An 18,464-nucleotide genomic window follows, 5' to 3' on the forward strand; every position below is an offset into this window, starting at 1 on the left:
TACCTTAAACCCACTTTCATATTGAAACCTTGCATCGAGAGGCCGGCTTCCCTCTGGCGATGCTTTCTAAGCCCTGTTATGAGTGAAGTGGAACGCAGTTTTGTGTGGTTTCTGCAGTCTCGAGCGCTAGTTTTGAGCCCCTGTGCTTAACTTACCAAAGCTTCCTTTATTATTACCTGGAAAATTTATTCAATAGGTTATGTTATTTTCGGGGGAGATTTCTCTGCTTTAGATGTTTTGATTTAGCCATAGGCGCTTATTAATATAAACTCAGCGCATTTAAAACTTTCCAAACATGGATTTTGTTTTGTCGATCTATTTAAGCCAGTGTCTTAAAGTATATTCGCTACTTCTTCCCTCTAACCCTCTCCAACCTTCAAAGCCACCACTACGTACGTATAACGTGAGCGGTATAGGTGCTTTCATAGCTGTGTTTGCTGAGTAAGTCGTTCACCTAGCACATTGACTGAGGAAAGGTCTTCTTTCAGTGGATCTTCGTCTAAGTCACGATAGTTTTTAATAATTATCTGGTACTTTTTATTCTAAAGGTGTACGCTTCACATCGAATATTTTTTCGACAGTAAATCATGTTATATCTCTTGTTTAAAAGCTTTGTAAGAAGGCTGAACTCCGTGCAAAAAACGCGATGAAGTGTTGCTCGGAGTCTTAAATTAATCTTCATCAGGTGTTTTATGTGTGGGTAGCTTCGCTGAAGTTATACGCAGGTGCTTGTACACCTGATAAAAGAGAAGAGATGGCCGGTGATATTTCATCATCGGCCTTTTTGTATCTGTTAAGCAGCTACAAAGCATTTCCCAGTATTGAAATAAGGGCCGGTATTGATCACCGGCCCTTTTTTATTTGGTTGAAAACATGAGTATTTTACAAGTTAAAAATTTGTCTTATCAGATAGCCGATAAGACATTATACAACAACGTGACCTTTCGTATTAACGTGGGAGAGAAAGTAGGTATCACCGGAGCGAATGGTGTTGGAAAAAGCACCTTATTGAAACTGCTTTTCGGTGAATTATCTGCAGATAAGGGCCGCATTGAATGGTTACCAAGCCTTGAGGTAGGGTATTTAGAACAACATTTTAAGATCGATAATGTGCTGACAGTTCATGAGTGTTTAAAGGGCTCTTTTGAGAGTTTATACGCTGCAGAGCAAAAGCTTTGGACTTTGTATCATGCGATGACCGAGTCTCACTCTACATCTCTTTTAAGCCAAGTCGCTCGGCTACAGGCATATTTAGAAGATGAAAACTTCTATGCAATTAATACCAAAATTGAACAAGTTGCTGTAGGTCTTGGCATTTATCAATTTGGCTTAGATACACCGCTTGTCTCGCTAAGTGGCGGTCAAAGACACAAAGTCCTTTTAGGCAGGTTGTTACTTCGCAACCCCGATGTGTTAATTCTTGATGAGCCGACAAACTATCTTGATGCTCCGCACATTGAATGGCTAGTCACGTTTCTCAATGATTACATTGGCACCGTTTTACTGGTTTCTCATGATGTTGATTTCCTTAATCAAGTAGCGACCAGTATTTGTGATATTGATTATCAAACGGTTCGAAAATACAGCGGCACTTATGTCAAAGCAATGCAGCAAAAGCATCACGATGGTGCTTTGATAGAAAAGCAATATAAGGCTCAGCAAAATGAAATTCGAAAGTTAGAGCAATTTATTGCCAAAAATGGCGCTGGAGTTAACGCGAGTCTTGCTAAAGGGCGTAAGAAAAAACTGGATAAAATCGAACGTATTCAACTGAATAATGTAGAGAAAGTATCGATGTTTGACTTTGCTTACCAGCCCATTGGGCAACCGAATGTGATTGACGCAAAAGCGTTGATGATCGGTTATCAGCAGCCTCTGCTTCCAGTGTTTGATATCACGTTAGCGCGCGGGGAAAAGTTGGTTGTTGCTGGCTTTAACGGCGTGGGTAAGTCGACCTTACTTAAAACCCTGATGGGGGAGATCGAGCCACTCTCTGGTGAGGTGGTATTGGCAAAAGGTGCAATAATTGGTTATTTTTCTCAAGATTTGTCTTGGCGCCATCCTCAGAACACGCCTGAACAGGAGCTGTGCTCTTGTGCGCCAACAATCTCAAGCAAAGAGCCACGCAAGCTATTAGCTCGCTTTGGGATTACGGGGGATAAGACGCAGCGCCACTTAGATACATTGAGCGGTGGTGAGCAAACTCGGGTGAAACTGTGTTGTTTATCGGTTCAGAAATGCAATGTTTTGCTGTTGGACGAACCAACAACACATTTGGATAGCAGCAGTAAAAATGCGCTTAAAGAGGCTCTCCTGCGCTTTTCCGGTAGCGTGATTGTAGTATCTCATGAGAAGGCATTTTTGCAATCTTGGCCTGATAGAGTTTTAGATATTTCGTTGCTCACTTGTGCTGAATCGGAAACAGAACAGGAGGTGGAGCTATGATGCAGTCCATGATCCTATTTCTCGTTGCTTTTCTTGTTGGTGCTGATGAGTTGATGCTTGGATCTATTCTTGAACCTATCGGAAATGATTTAAGTGTTCAACCGAGTCAGGTGACCTTATTTATTACAGCATATAGTTTAGCCATAGCAATTTGCGCTCCTTACTTGGGCCGTTTATCAGACCGAGTTGGGCGTATTCGTATCATGGTGCCTGCTTGCTTTGTATTTGGGGTTGCGTCTATTACGACGGGCATAGTTCATGATTTTGAACTTGCTATTGCAACTCGAGTGATCACTGGTATTGCAAGTGCAGGCATGTTACCAATTGCATTCGCGTTAGCGGGAGAAGAGCGATGCGTCAAATTGTGATGGTTCAGGCGGGATTAACGCTAGGTATGATAACTAGCCCGGCGATCGGAGCATTGTTGACCCAGCTTTTATCATGGCGTGCCGCTTTTATTATTTTGGGCGTTGCGGCTCTTTTTGTCGGTGCCATGAGCGTAGTGTCCATGAACAACAAGCATAATGAGTCCAAGAAGTCAGATACTCTGCCACCTATCACAGACGTCATTCATCTTCCAGGCGCGTTGAGGGCGATTCTAGCGATGTGTTTAGGCCTAGGGGGAGGTATTGGTGTATTTAACCTGATAGGCCTTCATATTCGAGATACCAGTGATTTGGCGCTCGGTTGGGTGGGCGCTATTTATGCAGCTCTAGGGATCGTGAGTGTGGTTGGAAATATGTGCGTGGCGAGAGCTTCTCGCTGGCTTGGTAGCTCTCGAGCCGTTATGCGAGTGGCTTTAATGGTGTGCATACCTTGCAGTGCATGGGTGTTCTCAAATGAGATGAGTACGGTGACCGCTTATCTTCCAGCTCTAGTGCTCTGGTCTCTTGCTGGAGGGGTAGGCTCTCCGGCGTTACAAGCACATATAGCAAGCTTATCTGATGAACATCGAGGTGTGCTGATGTCTTCTGGAATGAGTATGATGCACTTTGGTGTCGCGATTTGGTCTGCCTTGGCGGGCTTTGCTTATTCTGTAGGTAGTGAATGGGTCGCTGTCGTGGCTTTGTTATTGTTTGGCTCAGCGGTAGTTATATTAAAGCCAGTTGGTAATGCTGAACAAAGTGAGCGTTATTCGTAGTGTTTTAGTAGATAAAGAAAAGCCGTTATCTAAAAAGGTAACGGCTTGTTCCAAATACTTTTTGAAAGCCGGTCTTAGTTCATGCCGTATTTCTTAAGTTTCTTGCGAAGAGTACCGCGGTTGATACCCATCATAGTTGCTGCGCGAGTTTGGTTACCGCGAGTGTACTGCATGATAGTATCTAATAGTGGCTGTTCAACTTCAGCTAGAACTAATTCGTATAGTTCTGTTACTTCCTGGCCGTTTAGTTGAGCAAGGTAGTTTTTAAGAGACGCTTTAACAGAGTCACGTAAAGGCTTCTGAGTAATCTGGTCTTGTGACGTTACTGTAGTTACTGTTAATGCTTCTGAAGTCAGATTTTGTTCGAACATATTCGGTCTAGCTCTTCTCTTAATTATGATGCAACGTTATCAAAATAACCTTCTAACGCCTCAATTTGCAGCGGAGCTGCGTCGATAGCGTTGAAGGTACGGCGAAACTCACTTGCCTGTTCATGCTCTTTCAGGTACCACCCAACGTGCTTGCGCGCGATACGTGGACCTAAGAACTCCCCATAAAATTCATGCAGAGCATTTACATGACCAAGCATAATGGTTTTCACTTCCTCAGTTGGAAGTTCCTCCATTGTGGTGCCGTTTTCCAAATAGTGATGGATTTCCTGGAAAATCCAAGGACGACCCTGGGCAGGGCGTCCAATCATTAAAGCGTCCGCACCGGTGTACTCCAGTACAAATTTGGCTTTCTCCGGGCTATCGATATCACCGTTCGCGATAACCGGAATTGAAATCGCCTCTTTTACCGCTTTAATGCTGTCATATTCGGCCTCACCTTTGTACATACATGCTTTCGTTCTGCCATGCAGAGCAAGAGCTTGTATGCCGCAGTTTTCGGCTAATTTAGCGATCTGGACACAGTTCTTGTTGTCTGTATCCCAGCCAGTTCGAGTCTTTAACGTTACAGGAACGTCCACTGCATTCACGACCGCTTTCAAAATCTCTTCGATAATGTTTGGGTATTGAAGCAGAGCAGAGCCCGCTAGCTTCTTATTCACTTTTTTTGCCGGGCAGCCCATGTTGATGTCGATGATTTGTGCACCGTTCTCAACACTGAATTGAGCTGCGTCCGCCATAAGCTGTGGATCGGAACCCGCAATCTGTACAGAGCGAATGCCCGATTCGCCCTCGTGTACCATGCGCTGTTTCGACTTTGACGTTCCCCATAGTTTTGGGTTAGCAGACATCATTTCACTGACGGCCATTCCCGCACCATAGCGAAGACACAACTCGCGAAACGGTCTATCCGTTACACCAGCCATAGGGGCTACGATTAGATTGTTCTTAAGTTGATAGTTTCCGATTTTCAAAACGTCATCACAGTTCTGTACCAGCAAGGGCGCGCATTTTACGCATTTTTTCACTGCGTGAAAAGACTAATATTTGAGCATTTACAAATTGTTTTTGTAAATTGTATGAATTTCAAACAATTAGCTCTGAAAACCTTGTCTAGCCTTGCTTACGACCAGAGATGCGACACCATTCACTTTGCTCAACAATCGGGTCAATGTGAAGCTCGTCACGGTAATAGTTCGCAACATCTTCAGCTTGAGTGTCTAATACGCCGGACATAGCGAGGTCGCCATTTGGCTTAACTAGTCCTTTGATGATAGGTGCAAGTTCACGTAAAGGTCCCGCAAGGATGTTGGCCACAACGACGTCAGCGACGAGACCTTCTGGTTGATTTTGCGGTAAGTAAACTTCTAGTTTGTCTGCAACGCCATTACGCTCAGCATTGTCTTTTGAAGCAAGCAGGGCTTGAGGATCAATGTCGATCCCTATCACTTTTTCAGCGCCCAGTTTGATCGCTGCGATCGCAAGAATACCTGAGCCACAACCGAAGTCGATAACGGTCTTACCGCTTAAGTCCATGCTTTCTAGCCACTCAAGACAAAGTGCTGTTGTAGGGTGAGTACCCGTACCGAATGCAAGGCCTGGATCCAACATAACATTAACAGCGTCAGGATCTGGAATGTCGCGCCAGCTTGGACAAATCCATAAGCGTTCACCAAATTTCATTGGGTGGAAGTTTTCCATCCATTCGCGTTCCCAGTCTTTATCTTCAAGCTGTTCTACTTTGTAAGCAAAATTGTCAGCCAGCATATTGCTCGCTTTAATTTGGTCGATGATGAAGTTAGTGTCTGCTTCTGCATCATACAGTGCCAGAATATCAGTATCGCCCCATAAGCGAGTTTCGCCAGGTAGAGGTTCGAATACAGGTGTATCCTGCGCGTCTAAGAATGTAACAGACAGCGCGCCAGTCTCTTCCATTAGCATATCGCCGATTTGCTCAGCGTTTTCATTGGTCGCGTTGAGTTTGATTTGAATCCAAGGCATTGGTTTTTGCTCTTAAAGTGAATGAAGTGGCGCAGAGTTTACCAGAACTCTACGATTTGTTTGAGTATATACCCAAATAAGCCGATTTATATGTTGAGCCCTTTGCGTACATATAAAACAAAAATGCCCACGGGAGTGGGCATTTTTTAAGACGTTTGCTTAGGCTTATTGTAAGCCAAGCTTCTTCTCTAGGTAGTGGATGTTTGCACCACCGTGTTGGAAGTTTTCGTCATTCATAATGGAGAATTGCAGTGGCACGTTAGTTTTGATGCCTTCGATGATCATCTCACCCAGTGCGTTTTTCATACGTGCAATCGCTACATCACGGTTCTCACCGTAAGTGATCAGTTTACCAATCATTGAATCGTAATGAGGTGGTACTGTGTAGCCTGTGTAGATATGAGATTCCCAACGTACACCCATACCGCCAGGAGCGTGGAAACGCTCGATCTTACCCGGAGATGGTAGGAAGCGCTCAGGGTCTTCTGCGTTGATACGACACTCAATCGCATGGCCACGGATCTTAATATCATCTTGAGTGAATGACAGAGGCTGACCCGCTGCAACACGAAGCTGTTCTTTGATTAGGTCGATGCCAGTAACCATCTCTGTTACTGGGTGCTCTACCTGAATACGAGTGTTCATTTCGATGAAGTAGAACTCACCGTTCTCGTATAGGAATTCAAACGTACCTGCGCCGCGGTAACCGATCTCGATACATGCACGAGTACAGCGTTCACCGATGTACTTACGCATTTCTTCGGTGATACCAGGTGCTGGAGCTTCTTCCACTACTTTTTGGTGACGACGTTGCATTGAACAGTCACGCTCACCAAGGTGGATTGCGCCGCCTTGACCGTCAGCAATAACCTGAACTTCAACGTGACGAGGGTTTTCTAGGAATTTCTCCATGTAAACCATGTCATTGTTGAACGCCGCTTTTGCTTCAGCACGTGTCATTGCAATGGCTTGGATAAGGTCTTTCTCTGCGCGAACAACACGCATACCACGACCGCCGCCGCCGCCAGATGCTTTGATGATTACTGGGTAACCAATGCGCTTAGCAAATGCTTTGTTTTTCTCTTCGTCATTGTCTAGAGGGCCGTCAGAACCCGGTACACAAGGAACGCCTGCTTTCTTCATTGCATTGATAGCAGATACTTTATCGCCCATTAGGCGGATAGTGTCTGCCTTTGGACCAACGAAGATGAAACCACTGCGCTCAACTTGCTCTGCGAAGTCTGCGTTCTCAGACAGGAAGCCGTAACCTGGGTGGATAGCCACAGCACCAGTCACTTCTGCTGCAGAAATGATGCGTGGAATGTTTAGGTAGCTGTCGATACCACGAGCAGGGCCGATACATACGGTTTCGTCTGCGAGTAGTACGTGCTTAAGATCGCGGTCCGCTGTTGAGTGAACAGCGACGGTCTTAATACCTAATTCTTTACAAGCGCGAAGAATACGAAGTGCAATTTCACCTCGGTTCGCGATGACTACTTTGTCTAGCATAAGGCAAGCCCCGCTTATTCGATTACAACAAGAGGTTGGTCGAATTCAACTGGTTGGCCGTCTTCAGCTAGGATTGCTGTAACAACGCCAGATTTGTCCGCTTCGATTTGGTTCATCATTTTCATTGCTTCAACAATACATAGAGTATCGCCAGCATTTACTTTCTGACCCACTTCTACGAATGCTTTAGAGTCTGGGCTTGGAGAGCGGTAGAAAGTACCAACCATTGGAGAAAGAACTTGGTGACCTGCAGGTGTTGCTGCTGGAGCTTCTGCTGCTGGCGCTTCCGCTACTGGTGCCGCTGCTACTGGAGCAGGTGCCGCCGCTGGAGCTGCTGCGTAGTGAATTGGTGCTTGAGGGGCTGCAGTGCCATGACGGCTGATGCGCACTGACTCTTCACCTTCAGAGATCTCTAGCTCAGCAATGCCAGACTCTTCAACTAACTCAATTAGCTTCTTGATTTTACGAATATCCATCTTTTCTTTCTCTTTTATCTTGTGATTAAGACAACCCTCGTAGGGTTGCAGAGTGTTAGGGTTACTTTGCCTGTAGCTTATTGATCGCTGCAGACAGAGCAAATTCATAACCTTGTGCGCCTAAACCGCAAATCACACCCTCTGCTTTATCTGACAGGTAAGAGTGATGACGGAATGGTTCACGTGCGTGCACATTTGATAAGTGCACCTCAATAAATGGGATGGCGACGCCAAGTAATGCATCTCGCAGCGCCACACTAGTATGAGTGAAAGCCGCTGGATTGATGATGATGAAGTCAATCTTGCCATAGGCAGCGTGAATGGCTTCAATCAGTTCGTACTCACGATTTGATTGTAGGTGTTCCAGTTCTACCCCAGCATTATGGGCTTGCTCTGTAAGAGTATCCACAACTTGAGCTAAGGTACTGTGACCATAGTGTGTCGGTTCGCGCAGACCCAATAGATTAAGATTTGGTCCGTTTAGAACAAGAATCCGTGACTTTGCAGACATTGTGTTGCTATCTTCCCTTATCGTGAGTGGAACGTTTATATTCCCAAATATACGATAGTTCAGCACGATTTTTTTGTTAAAACCGAGCAAATTTTAAAAAATCGACCAAGATTATAGCTAATTCATAGCAATTAGCAGCAATTTACTGGTCTAATCTCCTAATAGCCACTCTCGTTTCTGTAACCAAGTTAACAAAAACAACATAATTGCCATATTTTTTGTGTGGCCAATTTGTGCACTAAAGCAAAAAACCGCCATGAGTGATGGCGGTTTTTAAAGTGCTTTTAAAACAGTTGGTTGAATTTATGCCAATTCTGCTTTCTCTGCGATAAGTTTATCTACAACGCTCGGATCGGCAAGCGTTGATGTGTCTCCGAGGTTGCTAGTATCACCCGTTGCAATTTTACGCAGGATTCGACGCATGATCTTACCAGAACGAGTCTTCGGTAAGGAATCCGTCCAGTGCAGTACATCTGGTGTTGCAATTGGACCAATTTCTTTACGCACCCAATCTTTCACTTCTTTGTGTAGCTCTGCTGACGGGAATTCACCATCGTTCAAGGTAATGTAAGCGTAGATAGCTTGGCCTTTGATATCATGCGGAATGCCCACAATAGCGGCCTCAGCAATTTTATGATGTGCGACAAGAGCCGATTCTATTTCAGCGGTACCCATGCGGTGACCCGACACGTTTAGTACGTCATCAACACGGCCCGTGATCCAGTAGTAACCGTCTTCGTCACGACGAGCTCCATCACTAGTAAAGTACATTCCCTTGAAGGTTGAGAAGTAGGTCTGTTCAAAGCGCTCGTGGTCGCCATAAACAGTGCGCATCTGACCTGGCCATGAATCAAGGATCACCAAGTTACCTTCTGCTGCGGTTTCTTCAATGATGTTGCCCATGTTGTCAACCAGTGCAGGTTGGACTCCGAAGAATGGTCGAGTTGCTGAGCCTGGTTTTAAGTCTGTTGCACCTGGTAGTGGTGCAATTAAGATACCGCCGGTCTCTGTTTGCCACCAAGTATCAACGATAGGCGAGCTCTCGTTACCAATCGTTTTGTAGTACCACTCCCACGCTTCAGGGTTGATAGGCTCACCTACTGAACCCATCACACGTAAGCTTGAACGAGATGTCCCTGCTACCGCTTCGTTACCTTTTGCCATTAGTGCACGAATAGCGGTTGGCGCAGTGTAGAGAATGTTCACTTGGTGCTTATCAACCACTTCACTCATACGAGCCGTGCTTGGGTAGTTTGGAACACCTTCAAACAGAATGGTTTTGGCCCCGTTCGCTAGTGGACCATAAATTAGGTAAGTATGGCCTGTAATCCAGCCCACATCCGCGGTACACCAGAAGGTTTCACCTGGTTGATAATCGAAGACATATTTAAAGGTCATTGCCGCGTAGACGAGGTAACCGCCTGTAGTATGTAGTACGCCTTTAGGTTTACCTGTCGAGCCTGATGTGTAGAGGATGAACAGCGGGTCTTCGGCTTTCATCTCTTCTGGTGGGCAAACGTCAGAAACGTTGGCTGTTGCTTCGTGCCACCAAACATCACGGTGTTCATGCCATTCAACATCACCACCTGTACGTTTAAGCACGACGACTTTATTGATGGTTTTTACGTCTGGGTTGGTTAGTGCTTCATCCACGTTCTTTTTCAGTGGAACAGCGCGTCCGCCACGTACGCCTTCGTCTGCGGTGATCACGACTTTAGCGTCAGAGTCGATGATACGGCCGGATAGCGCTTCTGGTGAGAAACCGCCAAATACTACGGTGTGAACCGCACCAATACGGGTACAAGCGAGCATCGCCACTGCGGCTTCTGGCACCATTGGCATGTATAGACACACCACGTCGCCCTTGCGTACGCCTTGCTCTTTCAATGCGTTGGAGAATTTACACACTTCTTTGTGCAGTTCGTTGAAAGTGAGTGTTTTGTCGTCGGCTGGATCATCGCCTTCCCAAATGATGGCGACGTCGTCCCCGTGTTCTGCAAGATGACGGTCAATACAGTTAGCCGAGACGTTCAGTGTGCCATCTTCAAACCAGCGAATATCAACATGGCCAGTGTCGAAAGAAGTGCTTTTTACTTTGGTGAAAGGTTTGATCCAATCAACGATGTTGCCGTGCTCGCTCCAGAAGCCCTCTGGATCGGTTACCGACTGCTGATACATGGCTAAGTAAGTATCATTATCCGCGTGTGTATGAGTTTTAATATTTTCTTTTACCGGATAAACGTGGGCTTCGCTCATGGCTTCTCTCCTTGTGCCTTATTTCTCGGCCTTACACCAATCTAGATAAGATTTTGAATATATTTTTGTAGGGCTGTTTTTTGGTTCTAAATAACTTGGTCGTGGTAATGACGACGTTGTGCTTATAACTGTCAGTCACCGCGCGTATTTCCACAATTAGACTTTAGGATGAGAGTGATAGAGGCGCCGGGGAAATCGCTGAAACAAAAGTATTTCTGGGAGCTAGGTCAACTGATTTTTATGTATACGGTGTGGTTAGGTTGGGTAAATCGCCTTTCGTTAAGCGGACAAAGACCAAAGCGGCAGAAATCGCGTCTTGCAAGGCGTCGTGTTTGTCTTGGATAGGAAGTTCGAGGTGTTTACAAATGGCATCCAGACTTAAGTCGAAATAGGCATTCGGCAAATGTCGTTCCAACTTATCGTGATAAATCTGACTGACCTCGATAAGTGGGTTAGGAAGTGGGAAGCCAAGTTGCCGCAGACAAGCAAGGTCTAAGATCTTTTTATCGTAACGAATGTGATAGCCCACAAGTGGTCGGTTGCCGATAAAGTCGAGCAGCTCGAGCAGAGCCTCTTTTTCACTGATGCCATCGACTAAGTCTTGGTGGCGAATTCGATGGATCTTGACCGAGCCTGAGTCGAGCGATTGCGGCGCGCGTAAGCGGACTTCAAATGGTTGACTGGTGATGATGCGGTTGTCGATGATCTTGGTGGCTGCAATAGTCACCAGCTCGGCGCGATTTGGGTCAAGGCTGGTGGTTTCGCAGTCAAGAGAGACGTATTCTGTTTTATCTGGCGTGCAAAACAGCGACTGATAAGGCGAACCTTTCAGTTTGTAGTGCCAGTATTTGCGTTGTAACCAGTTCATTGCCTACGCCTCTGTGATTTATGAAAATCAGGGTTAATCACGAATTTGATAATGGAAGCCTAAAAATTGCTTAAATTTCTTCACCACATGTAAGCTGTGGCGAAGCAAATCACGCTCAGTTCTATCCAGTTGTTTAATATCAATGTTATTCAACGCTTCTTGCTTTTTGAGTTGCTGATTAAGGCGAAGTTTAAAGAACAATTTCAGTGCTTCGTTGAGATTATCTGCCGTTTCGGATTCTAAGATGCGCTTATTTCTCAGAGCTTCAATGCGCTCAAACGTGTTCTTCTCTTCAATGGCATATTCCAAAGACAAGGTGCGAATGCCGTGTACAATTGGGAAAATACCGCCGCGTTTAATGTCCAATCCGTCTTTAGCACTTTTTACGTTGCCAAACAGAGTTAGGGGCACAGAAAACTGCAAGGCAGGGCGAGTAAAGTCAGACAATATCAACATGCGATCTTTCATTGTGTTACGAAGATGCGCCGCAATTGGAGCCAGCAGCTCGCAATTCCCAGCAACAGCATGGGCGTCACTGAAAATGGCTAAGTCCATGATTTGTTCTGGTTCGGCTTTAGCTATCCAGTGGTTTAGGGTACTTATCCATTCTTGCTGTGTTTTGACCCATTTCGGGTTGTTAACCATCACTTTACCAGGGCAAAGTGGATAACCGAGCTGTTGTAGGGTGTGTGTGAAGGATCGCATCACTTGTTCGCAATGAGGCCATTCCAAACCATCTTGAATAATCAGGGCATTGTCTTGATCGGTTTTGAGAATTTGCTCTCCTCGGCCTTCAGAGCCGAGTACGATCAAGCAACAATGGTCGTGCAAGGCTGGTGGTATCACTAACTCGAACGCTTTCTCGATAATTTGTTCGTTTACGGCTGAGATCAGCTCCATGATGAAGCGAGTGCGGATGCCGTTTTTCAATAAGCTCTCGACCAATTGACGTTGGCGGTTTGAGGCCAAAGCGAGCTCTTCCACGCTGCTTGCTCGAGCAATACTGAGCGTTAACACGTGAGAGTGGGTTGAAAACGCGCTGAGAATTTGGGTCATATCCAGCATGCCGACGGCTCGGTTGCCTTCACATACCATGAGGCGTTTCATTCTATTTCTGGTCATTGTGATCATGGCGTTGAATAGAAAGTCACCATCATCAACGTGATAAACAGGAAAGCTCGCGATCTCACCTACTGGTGTGTCGAGCGCGCAACCATCTATCATCACAGAATGCAGCATATTAGTACGAGTCACTATTGCGTACGGGTGGGCTGATGGCCATTTTTCCAATCGTGGATCATCGCCATGGAGTTGAACCAATGCAGCGTCAATCCCATTTTCTTTTAAGGAACGTGTTACCTCGTTAATTGGTGTATTTGGTTCAAGGATCATCGGTGGGTGATAAATGCTGCGGTCAACTTTAGTGAGAATAAACTCCGCTAAGTTTTGCTGTTGATGGGCCGCTTCGATGAGCTCTTGCCGTTTCGATAAATTGTTATCGAAATAGGCTGCAAACTGGCCATTTTCGTTGTAAAGGGCAAGGAAAATTTCTTTCGGCAGTAGGTAAGAGAGCGTGTCCTCAAGCGCGATGTAGTGATGACGTACCTTGTCTTCAAGTAACGAGCGTACATCGAACATATCGTCGTTGGCATAATGTGCGAACACTTCCTGTTGATCGTTGGATCGCTCTTCTACCGCGCCTTTGATCAGAATATGTAAGTGGGGGTTCTTCTGTCCGCAGGATAAAATAACATCTCGAGCTCGATAGTAGGCGACGTCCAGAGACGATCGCAGTCGCGTTTGTTGTGCTTCAGTTAAGCGATCGAACGGTGGAGATTGCATGTTAAATTTGTCAGGCATGAGAACACCCAATAATGATGGAAGGAACACTCTCTAAGTCTGACAAATTTCTTACCGGAAGCCAGACGACTTTGGTCTAAATTACGATGTTTTCGCTTGAAGATGCCAAATGTCGCAAAGTTAGTATTCCATCGAGGAAACGATAAGTTTCTTATTCTTCCCTTTTTATAATACGCATGGCGATCCATAATTCCCGGCTCGAACGTTGGTGTTCCCGTTTTAGGATATTAGTAATGTTGAAACCTTCTCCGTATGGCTGGATTTCCCAGTACTTTCTCGGATTCTTCTTTGCGTATGGCGTGTATCTGCCATTTTGGTCACTTTGGTTTAAGGATCAGGGCGTATCTTCGACAGATATCGGTTTGCTGGTCGGGTTAGGCCTTGCGACACGTTGTGTTGCCAATATCGTGATCACCCCACGAGTACACAAAGTCGAACATCTTATGCCTGCTTTACGTTGGTTGAGTTTCGCTGCCCTCCTTTTTGTTGGATTTCACTTTTTTACGGGTGGTAGCTTTTGGTTAATGGCACTAGCGACAGTGTTGTTCAATCTTTGTTGTGGACCGATTATTCCGTTGTCGGACGCGATGGCAAATTACTACGCTCGCCTGAAAATGCTCGATTATGGCCGCACGCGGCTATGGGGTTCGATCGCCTTTATCGCAGGCTCGACGGCAGTGGGCTACCTGGTGGCTGAATTTGGCTCCGATATGATCTTGTACACTGCGATGTTCGGCGTGTTTATCTCGTTGCTGTTTGCTATGCGACCGACTAACCCAATGCCTGTAACGCACGGTGGGCAAAGCGCAGAACGTCCAAAGCTGACCGCTCTTTTGACCGACAAGCCGATACTAAAATTCTTAGTGTTGGTGTCACTAATTCAGGGCAGTCATGCGGCTTACTACGGCTTTAGTGCGATTCACTGGAAGGCCGCTGGTCACTCGGAAGATGTCATTGGCTACTTGTGGAGCTTAGGAGTGGCCGCAGAAGTGGCAGTGTTTGCATTGAGTAAGCGCTTATTCGTAGGTTGGTCAATACGCGCGCTGTTTATTGCTGCTGCCGTTGGTGTAATGATGCGTTGGGGTATTACGGCGTCGACAACATCAATTATTGCTTTGGTGGTTGTTCAACTATTGCATGGTGTGACTTTCGCTACCGCACACATTGCCGCGATCCAATATATCCAAAACTCCGAAGAAAATAAGATCGTAGCGTTGCAAGCGTTGTATAACGCGATTCCGTTGGGCGCATTTATCGCGTTAATGACCGTATTGAGTGGCTGGGGTTATGAGCACTGGGGATCGCTTGTGTTCTGGGGCATGGCCGCGATGGGGTTATTGGCTCTGTTCATCAAGCTTGATTCGCAAGACCCACATCAGGTGGTTGATGTATCAGACAAGCCACTTGAAACACAGAATTAGACTTATGTAACAAAGGTTAAAAACTAAGCTTTGTCTCCGTTATCAAAGCAGTGTTAAATGAAACCTCTCCCTCATGGAGAGGTTTTTTTATTCTCTTGCTTTAAAAGTAGCAAGAAAGGCAAGAAAGGATATCGGATGCAAGGATGGCTGGTGGTTCCCGTTTCTTTAGCGTATTTGGGAGCTTTATTTATCATCGCGTGGTACGGCGACATTCAGAAAAGGTGGCTAGCGCGCTGGCGGCCTTGGATTTATAGCCTTTCCATTGCGGTGTACTGTACATCGTGGACCTTCTACGGCACGGTCGGGCAGGCCAGCAGTAATCCTTGGTCTTTCTTGCCTATCTATATTGCTCCCATTTTAGTGTTTACCATCGGATGGCGCGTTTTAGCTCGGCTTATTTTGATTGCTAAACGGGAACACATCACGTCGATTGCTGACTTTATCGGAGCACGCTACGGTAAATCCCAAGGTTTGGCCGTGGTTGTTACGCTCATAGCGGTTGCGGGAATTTTGCCGTACATCGCTTTACAGCTGCGTGGTATCACTATGGGGCTTGAAATTATTGCTCCGGAGCTGGCTACTGATTTTGGTTATCAAAACGATAGCGTGTCGTGGTTTGTTGTGGTCGCATTGGCGATTTTTACGATGCTATTCGGTACCCGCCACATTGATAACACGGAACACCATCGTGGGATGATGATGGCAATTGCCTTCGAATCCATTATCAAACTGCTGGCTTTTTTAGTGGTCGGTGTCTTCATTGTTTGGTTGGCGATGAACACCGAGAGTTTGAGCTTACTTGATGTTGCCGCGCAGACGTATCAGTCACCAAATATCCCGACTATATTGATTCATACTGTACTGACCATGCTGGCGATCGTTTGCCTTCCGCGACAATTCCATACGATGGTGGTGGAAAATGAACGTGCTCAAGATTTGCACGTGGCTCGTTGGTTGTTCCCCATTTATCTGATCTTAATGGGGATTTTTGTTTTACCTATTGCGTGGGTAGGGCAAGGCCTCTTGAGTGGCGCTTCGCCTGATACTTATGTCATCAGTGTGCCGATGTCGGTCGGGGCGAGTGAAATCGCCTTGCTTGCGTTTCTAGGCGGTACTTCAGCGGCAAGCGGCATGGTTATCGTATCGACGATTGCCTTAGCGATCATGGTCTCGAATGACTTGGTTATGCCATTGCTATTGCGTCGCATGCGACTGACGCAGCGTAACCACCACCATTTTTCTGAATTATTACTGCGGATCCGCCGTGGTTTGATTTTAGTTTTGTTGATTGGCGCGTGGTGTTTCTATCAAGCGTTGGACACCATTCATTCACTTTCTGCTATCGGCTTTCTCTCGTTCGCGGCTATCACGCAATTTGCTCCTGCGCTGGTTGGCGGTATGTATTGGCGTCAAGGGAATAAGAAAGGTGTGTATGTTGGCCTCGCGGTGGGTTTTGCTACCTGGTTGATTACGTTAATGAGCCAAACAGACATGCTTGCCGGAGACGCCAGTAATAACTTCCTGATCTGGTTGATTACGCCACCAGAGGTATTGGCTAGTTTTGATATCGCGATTTCAGATTGGGGGATGATCCTCAGTGTGGTCGCTAATGCAGTGTGTTTTGTTGTGGTTTCTATGGCTACCCGACCAAGCCTAAGTGAGCGCTTACAATCGGCATCATTCGTTGGTACACCGCTGCCTGAAAGCGAAAATATGAGCCTGTACCAGAGCCGCGTTACGGTTGCGGAACTGGAAATGCTAGCGTCCAGATTTGTCGGACGAACGCGAGTTAAAGCGGCGTTTCAAGCCTACTGGAGCCAGCAACGAGAAGAGTTAATGCCGAATCAGCAAGCGCCATCTTCTCTGATTCGGCATACGGAGCGTGTGCTAGCAGGGGTATTTGGTGCATCTTCTGCTAAGTTAGTACTTACTTCCGCTCTGCAAGGAAGAAACATGCAGCTTGAAGAGGTGGCGACTATCGTCGATGAAGCCTCTGAACTGTACGATTTTAGTCGGGGTTTACTCCAAGGCGCGATTGAGCATATTGGACAAGGTATTGCGGTCGTCGATAAGCAACTACGCTTGGTAGCGTGGAACCAACGCTATTTAGAACTCTTTGAATTTCCGCCAGGCCTGATTCAAGTAGGTCGACCGATTGCGGATGTGATTCGGCACAATGCAGAGCAGGGGTTGTGTGGCCCTGGTGACCCTGATGACCACGTCCGTCGCCGTGTTTATCACCTTGAGCAAGGGACTCGGCACACCTCTTCTCGGGTTCGTCCCGATGGTCGCGTGATAGAGGTGCAAGGTAACCCAATGCCAGGTGGTGGCTTTGTGATGAGCTTTACCGACATCACCGTATTCCGTGATGCAGAGCAAGCACTGAAAGACGCCAACGAGACATTGGAAGAAAGGGTACGTCTGCGGACTCGAGAATTAGAACAACTTAACAAGCAGCTGGTGGAAGCGACGCAGCGCTCGGATTTGGAATCGAAGTCCAAATCACGGTTCTTGGCGGCAGTAAGCCATGACTTGATGCAACCGCTCAACGCGGCGCGTCTATTTGCATCTTCACTATCGGAAGTCGCCAAAGACAGCGAAGCCAAAAAGCTGTCAGCACACATTGAAAGTGCTTTAGAGGCTGCCGAAGACTTAATTGGAGATTTGCTGGATATCTCGCGTTTGGAATCGGGCAAGTTGGAAGTCAACGTGCATGGCTTTGCGTTAAATGATGTGTTATCGAATTTGAATGCTGAGTTTAGTGCGTTAGCCAAACAGCAAGGTATAGAGTTCACGATGATTCCGTCCTCACTCATGGTTAAGTCGGATCCCAAACTGCTGCGCCGTGTGGTGCAAAACTTCCTGACCAATGCGTTTCGTTATAACCCGAATGGCAAAGTCGCACTCGGTGTTCGCCGCGTGAAAGGGCGAGTGCGTATTGATGTATGGGATAATGGAGTGGGGATTGAAGAAGAGAAGCAGCAAGAGATTTTTGAAGAGTTTAATCGCGGAACTCAAGTTCGTTCCGACCAAGGCCTCGGACTTGGTTTGGCGATTTCGAAAGGAATTGCTCAGGTACTTGGGCATGAAATTTCGATGCGCTCTTGGGTTGGAAAAGGCAGTGTTTTTTCCATCACCCTAGATAAAGCTGATCATGTTCAGCCTCATCCAGTTCACGTGGCGATGAATAAGCAATCTGAACTCGGTCATCTGAGAATCCTTTGTGTCGATAATGAGCCTGACATTCTAGTCGGCATGGAAAACTTACTTTCCCGATGGGGTTGCGATACACGAGTTGCGATTGATTTAGTTGAAAGTCTACAAGCGCTTGAGGATGGTTGGATTCCGGATGTAATTTTCTCCGATTACCGACTTGATGATGGTCGTACTGGTTTAGAAGTGTTACAGCAATGCCGCCTGAGATTAGGCCACAGCTTTGAAGGCGTCATCATCAGTGCAGATCGTACCGATGATATGCTTGATGGCATCAAAGCAAATGGGTTCAGCTTTATTGCTAAGCCAGTTAAGCCGCTTAAGCTGCGTTCGGTGCTCAATCGAGTCGCTTAGGATTGGAGTGTTTGAAAAAT

At 46.3% G+C, this 18,464-nt stretch carries 12 protein-coding genes and 1 pseudogene; 4 read left to right on the top strand and 9 right to left on the bottom strand.

Annotated elements, in window-relative coordinates; all coding sequences use genetic code 11:
* Positions 1-873 precede the first annotated feature (873 nt).
* Together R7044_RS21460 and R7044_RS21465 are read left to right on the top strand one after the other, a co-directional pair.
* The gene (locus R7044_RS21460; protein WP_225455798.1) at positions 874-2,445 is read left to right on the top strand and encodes an ABC-F family ATP-binding cassette domain-containing protein; all 1,572 of its coding nucleotides are present in this window, start codon (positions 874-876) and stop codon (positions 2,443-2,445) included.
* Positions 2,442-3,586 (top strand): annotated as a pseudogene (locus R7044_RS21465) (MFS transporter). Before R7044_RS21460 ends, R7044_RS21465 begins: the two are co-directional and overlap by 4 nt.
* A gap of 74 nt (positions 3,587-3,660) precedes the next feature.
* Here the strand turns inward: R7044_RS21465 and fis are convergent.
* From fis to R7044_RS21510, 9 genes are all read right to left on the bottom strand, one after another.
* Positions 3,661-3,957: a DNA-binding transcriptional regulator Fis gene (gene fis, locus R7044_RS21470; RefSeq protein ID WP_000462885.1), complete on the bottom strand. Its 297-nt coding sequence runs from the start codon at positions 3,955-3,957 to the stop codon at positions 3,661-3,663.
* 23 nt (positions 3,958-3,980) lie between these two features.
* Complete coding sequence (dusB, locus tag R7044_RS21475) at positions 3,981-4,949, bottom strand: tRNA dihydrouridine synthase DusB (RefSeq protein WP_005382505.1); 969 nt, start codon at positions 4,947-4,949, stop codon at positions 3,981-3,983.
* A 139-nt stretch (positions 4,950-5,088) separates the two neighbouring features.
* Complete coding sequence (gene prmA / locus R7044_RS21480; RefSeq protein WP_005382507.1) at positions 5,089-5,976, bottom strand: 50S ribosomal protein L11 methyltransferase; 888 nt, start codon at positions 5,974-5,976, stop codon at positions 5,089-5,091.
* A 165-nt stretch (positions 5,977-6,141) separates the two neighbouring features.
* Positions 6,142-7,485, bottom strand: a complete 1,344-nt coding sequence (gene accC / locus R7044_RS21485) for an acetyl-CoA carboxylase biotin carboxylase subunit (RefSeq protein WP_005382509.1) — start codon at positions 7,483-7,485, stop codon at positions 6,142-6,144.
* 14 nt (positions 7,486-7,499) lie between these two features.
* Entirely contained in the window at positions 7,500-7,961 is a 462-nt protein-coding gene (gene accB / locus R7044_RS21490) for an acetyl-CoA carboxylase biotin carboxyl carrier protein (protein WP_005386355.1), read from the bottom strand.
* A gap of 61 nt (positions 7,962-8,022) precedes the next feature.
* Positions 8,023-8,472 (bottom strand): type II 3-dehydroquinate dehydratase, encoded by a 450-nt coding sequence (gene aroQ / locus R7044_RS21495; RefSeq protein WP_005382360.1) that lies wholly within the window; start codon positions 8,470-8,472, stop codon positions 8,023-8,025.
* A gap of 303 nt (positions 8,473-8,775) precedes the next feature.
* Positions 8,776-10,728, bottom strand: a complete 1,953-nt coding sequence (gene acs, locus R7044_RS21500) for an acetate--CoA ligase (RefSeq protein WP_225455799.1) — start codon at positions 10,726-10,728, stop codon at positions 8,776-8,778.
* A gap of 238 nt (positions 10,729-10,966) precedes the next feature.
* Positions 10,967-11,596 (bottom strand): 3'-5' exonuclease, encoded by a 630-nt coding sequence (locus tag R7044_RS21505; protein WP_042523697.1) that lies wholly within the window; start codon positions 11,594-11,596, stop codon positions 10,967-10,969.
* 33 nt (positions 11,597-11,629) lie between these two features.
* The gene (locus R7044_RS21510; protein ID WP_206958406.1) at positions 11,630-13,456 is read right to left on the bottom strand and encodes a DUF294 nucleotidyltransferase-like domain-containing protein; all 1,827 of its coding nucleotides are present in this window, start codon (positions 13,454-13,456) and stop codon (positions 11,630-11,632) included.
* 233 nt (positions 13,457-13,689) lie between these two features.
* Here R7044_RS21510 and R7044_RS21515 point away from each other — a divergent pair, with 233 nt between their 5' ends.
* On the top strand, positions 13,690-14,877 hold the full coding sequence (locus tag R7044_RS21515; protein ID WP_042523701.1) for a 3-phenylpropionate MFS transporter: 1,188 nt from the start codon (positions 13,690-13,692) through the stop codon (positions 14,875-14,877).
* Positions 14,878-15,012: 135 nt separating this feature from the next.
* Positions 15,013-18,444, top strand: a complete 3,432-nt coding sequence (locus R7044_RS21520; protein ID WP_031781037.1) for a PAS-domain containing protein — start codon at positions 15,013-15,015, stop codon at positions 18,442-18,444.
* Positions 18,445-18,464: the final 20 nt, after the last annotated feature.

The organism is Vibrio sp. 1402 (genome assembly GCF_033340275.1).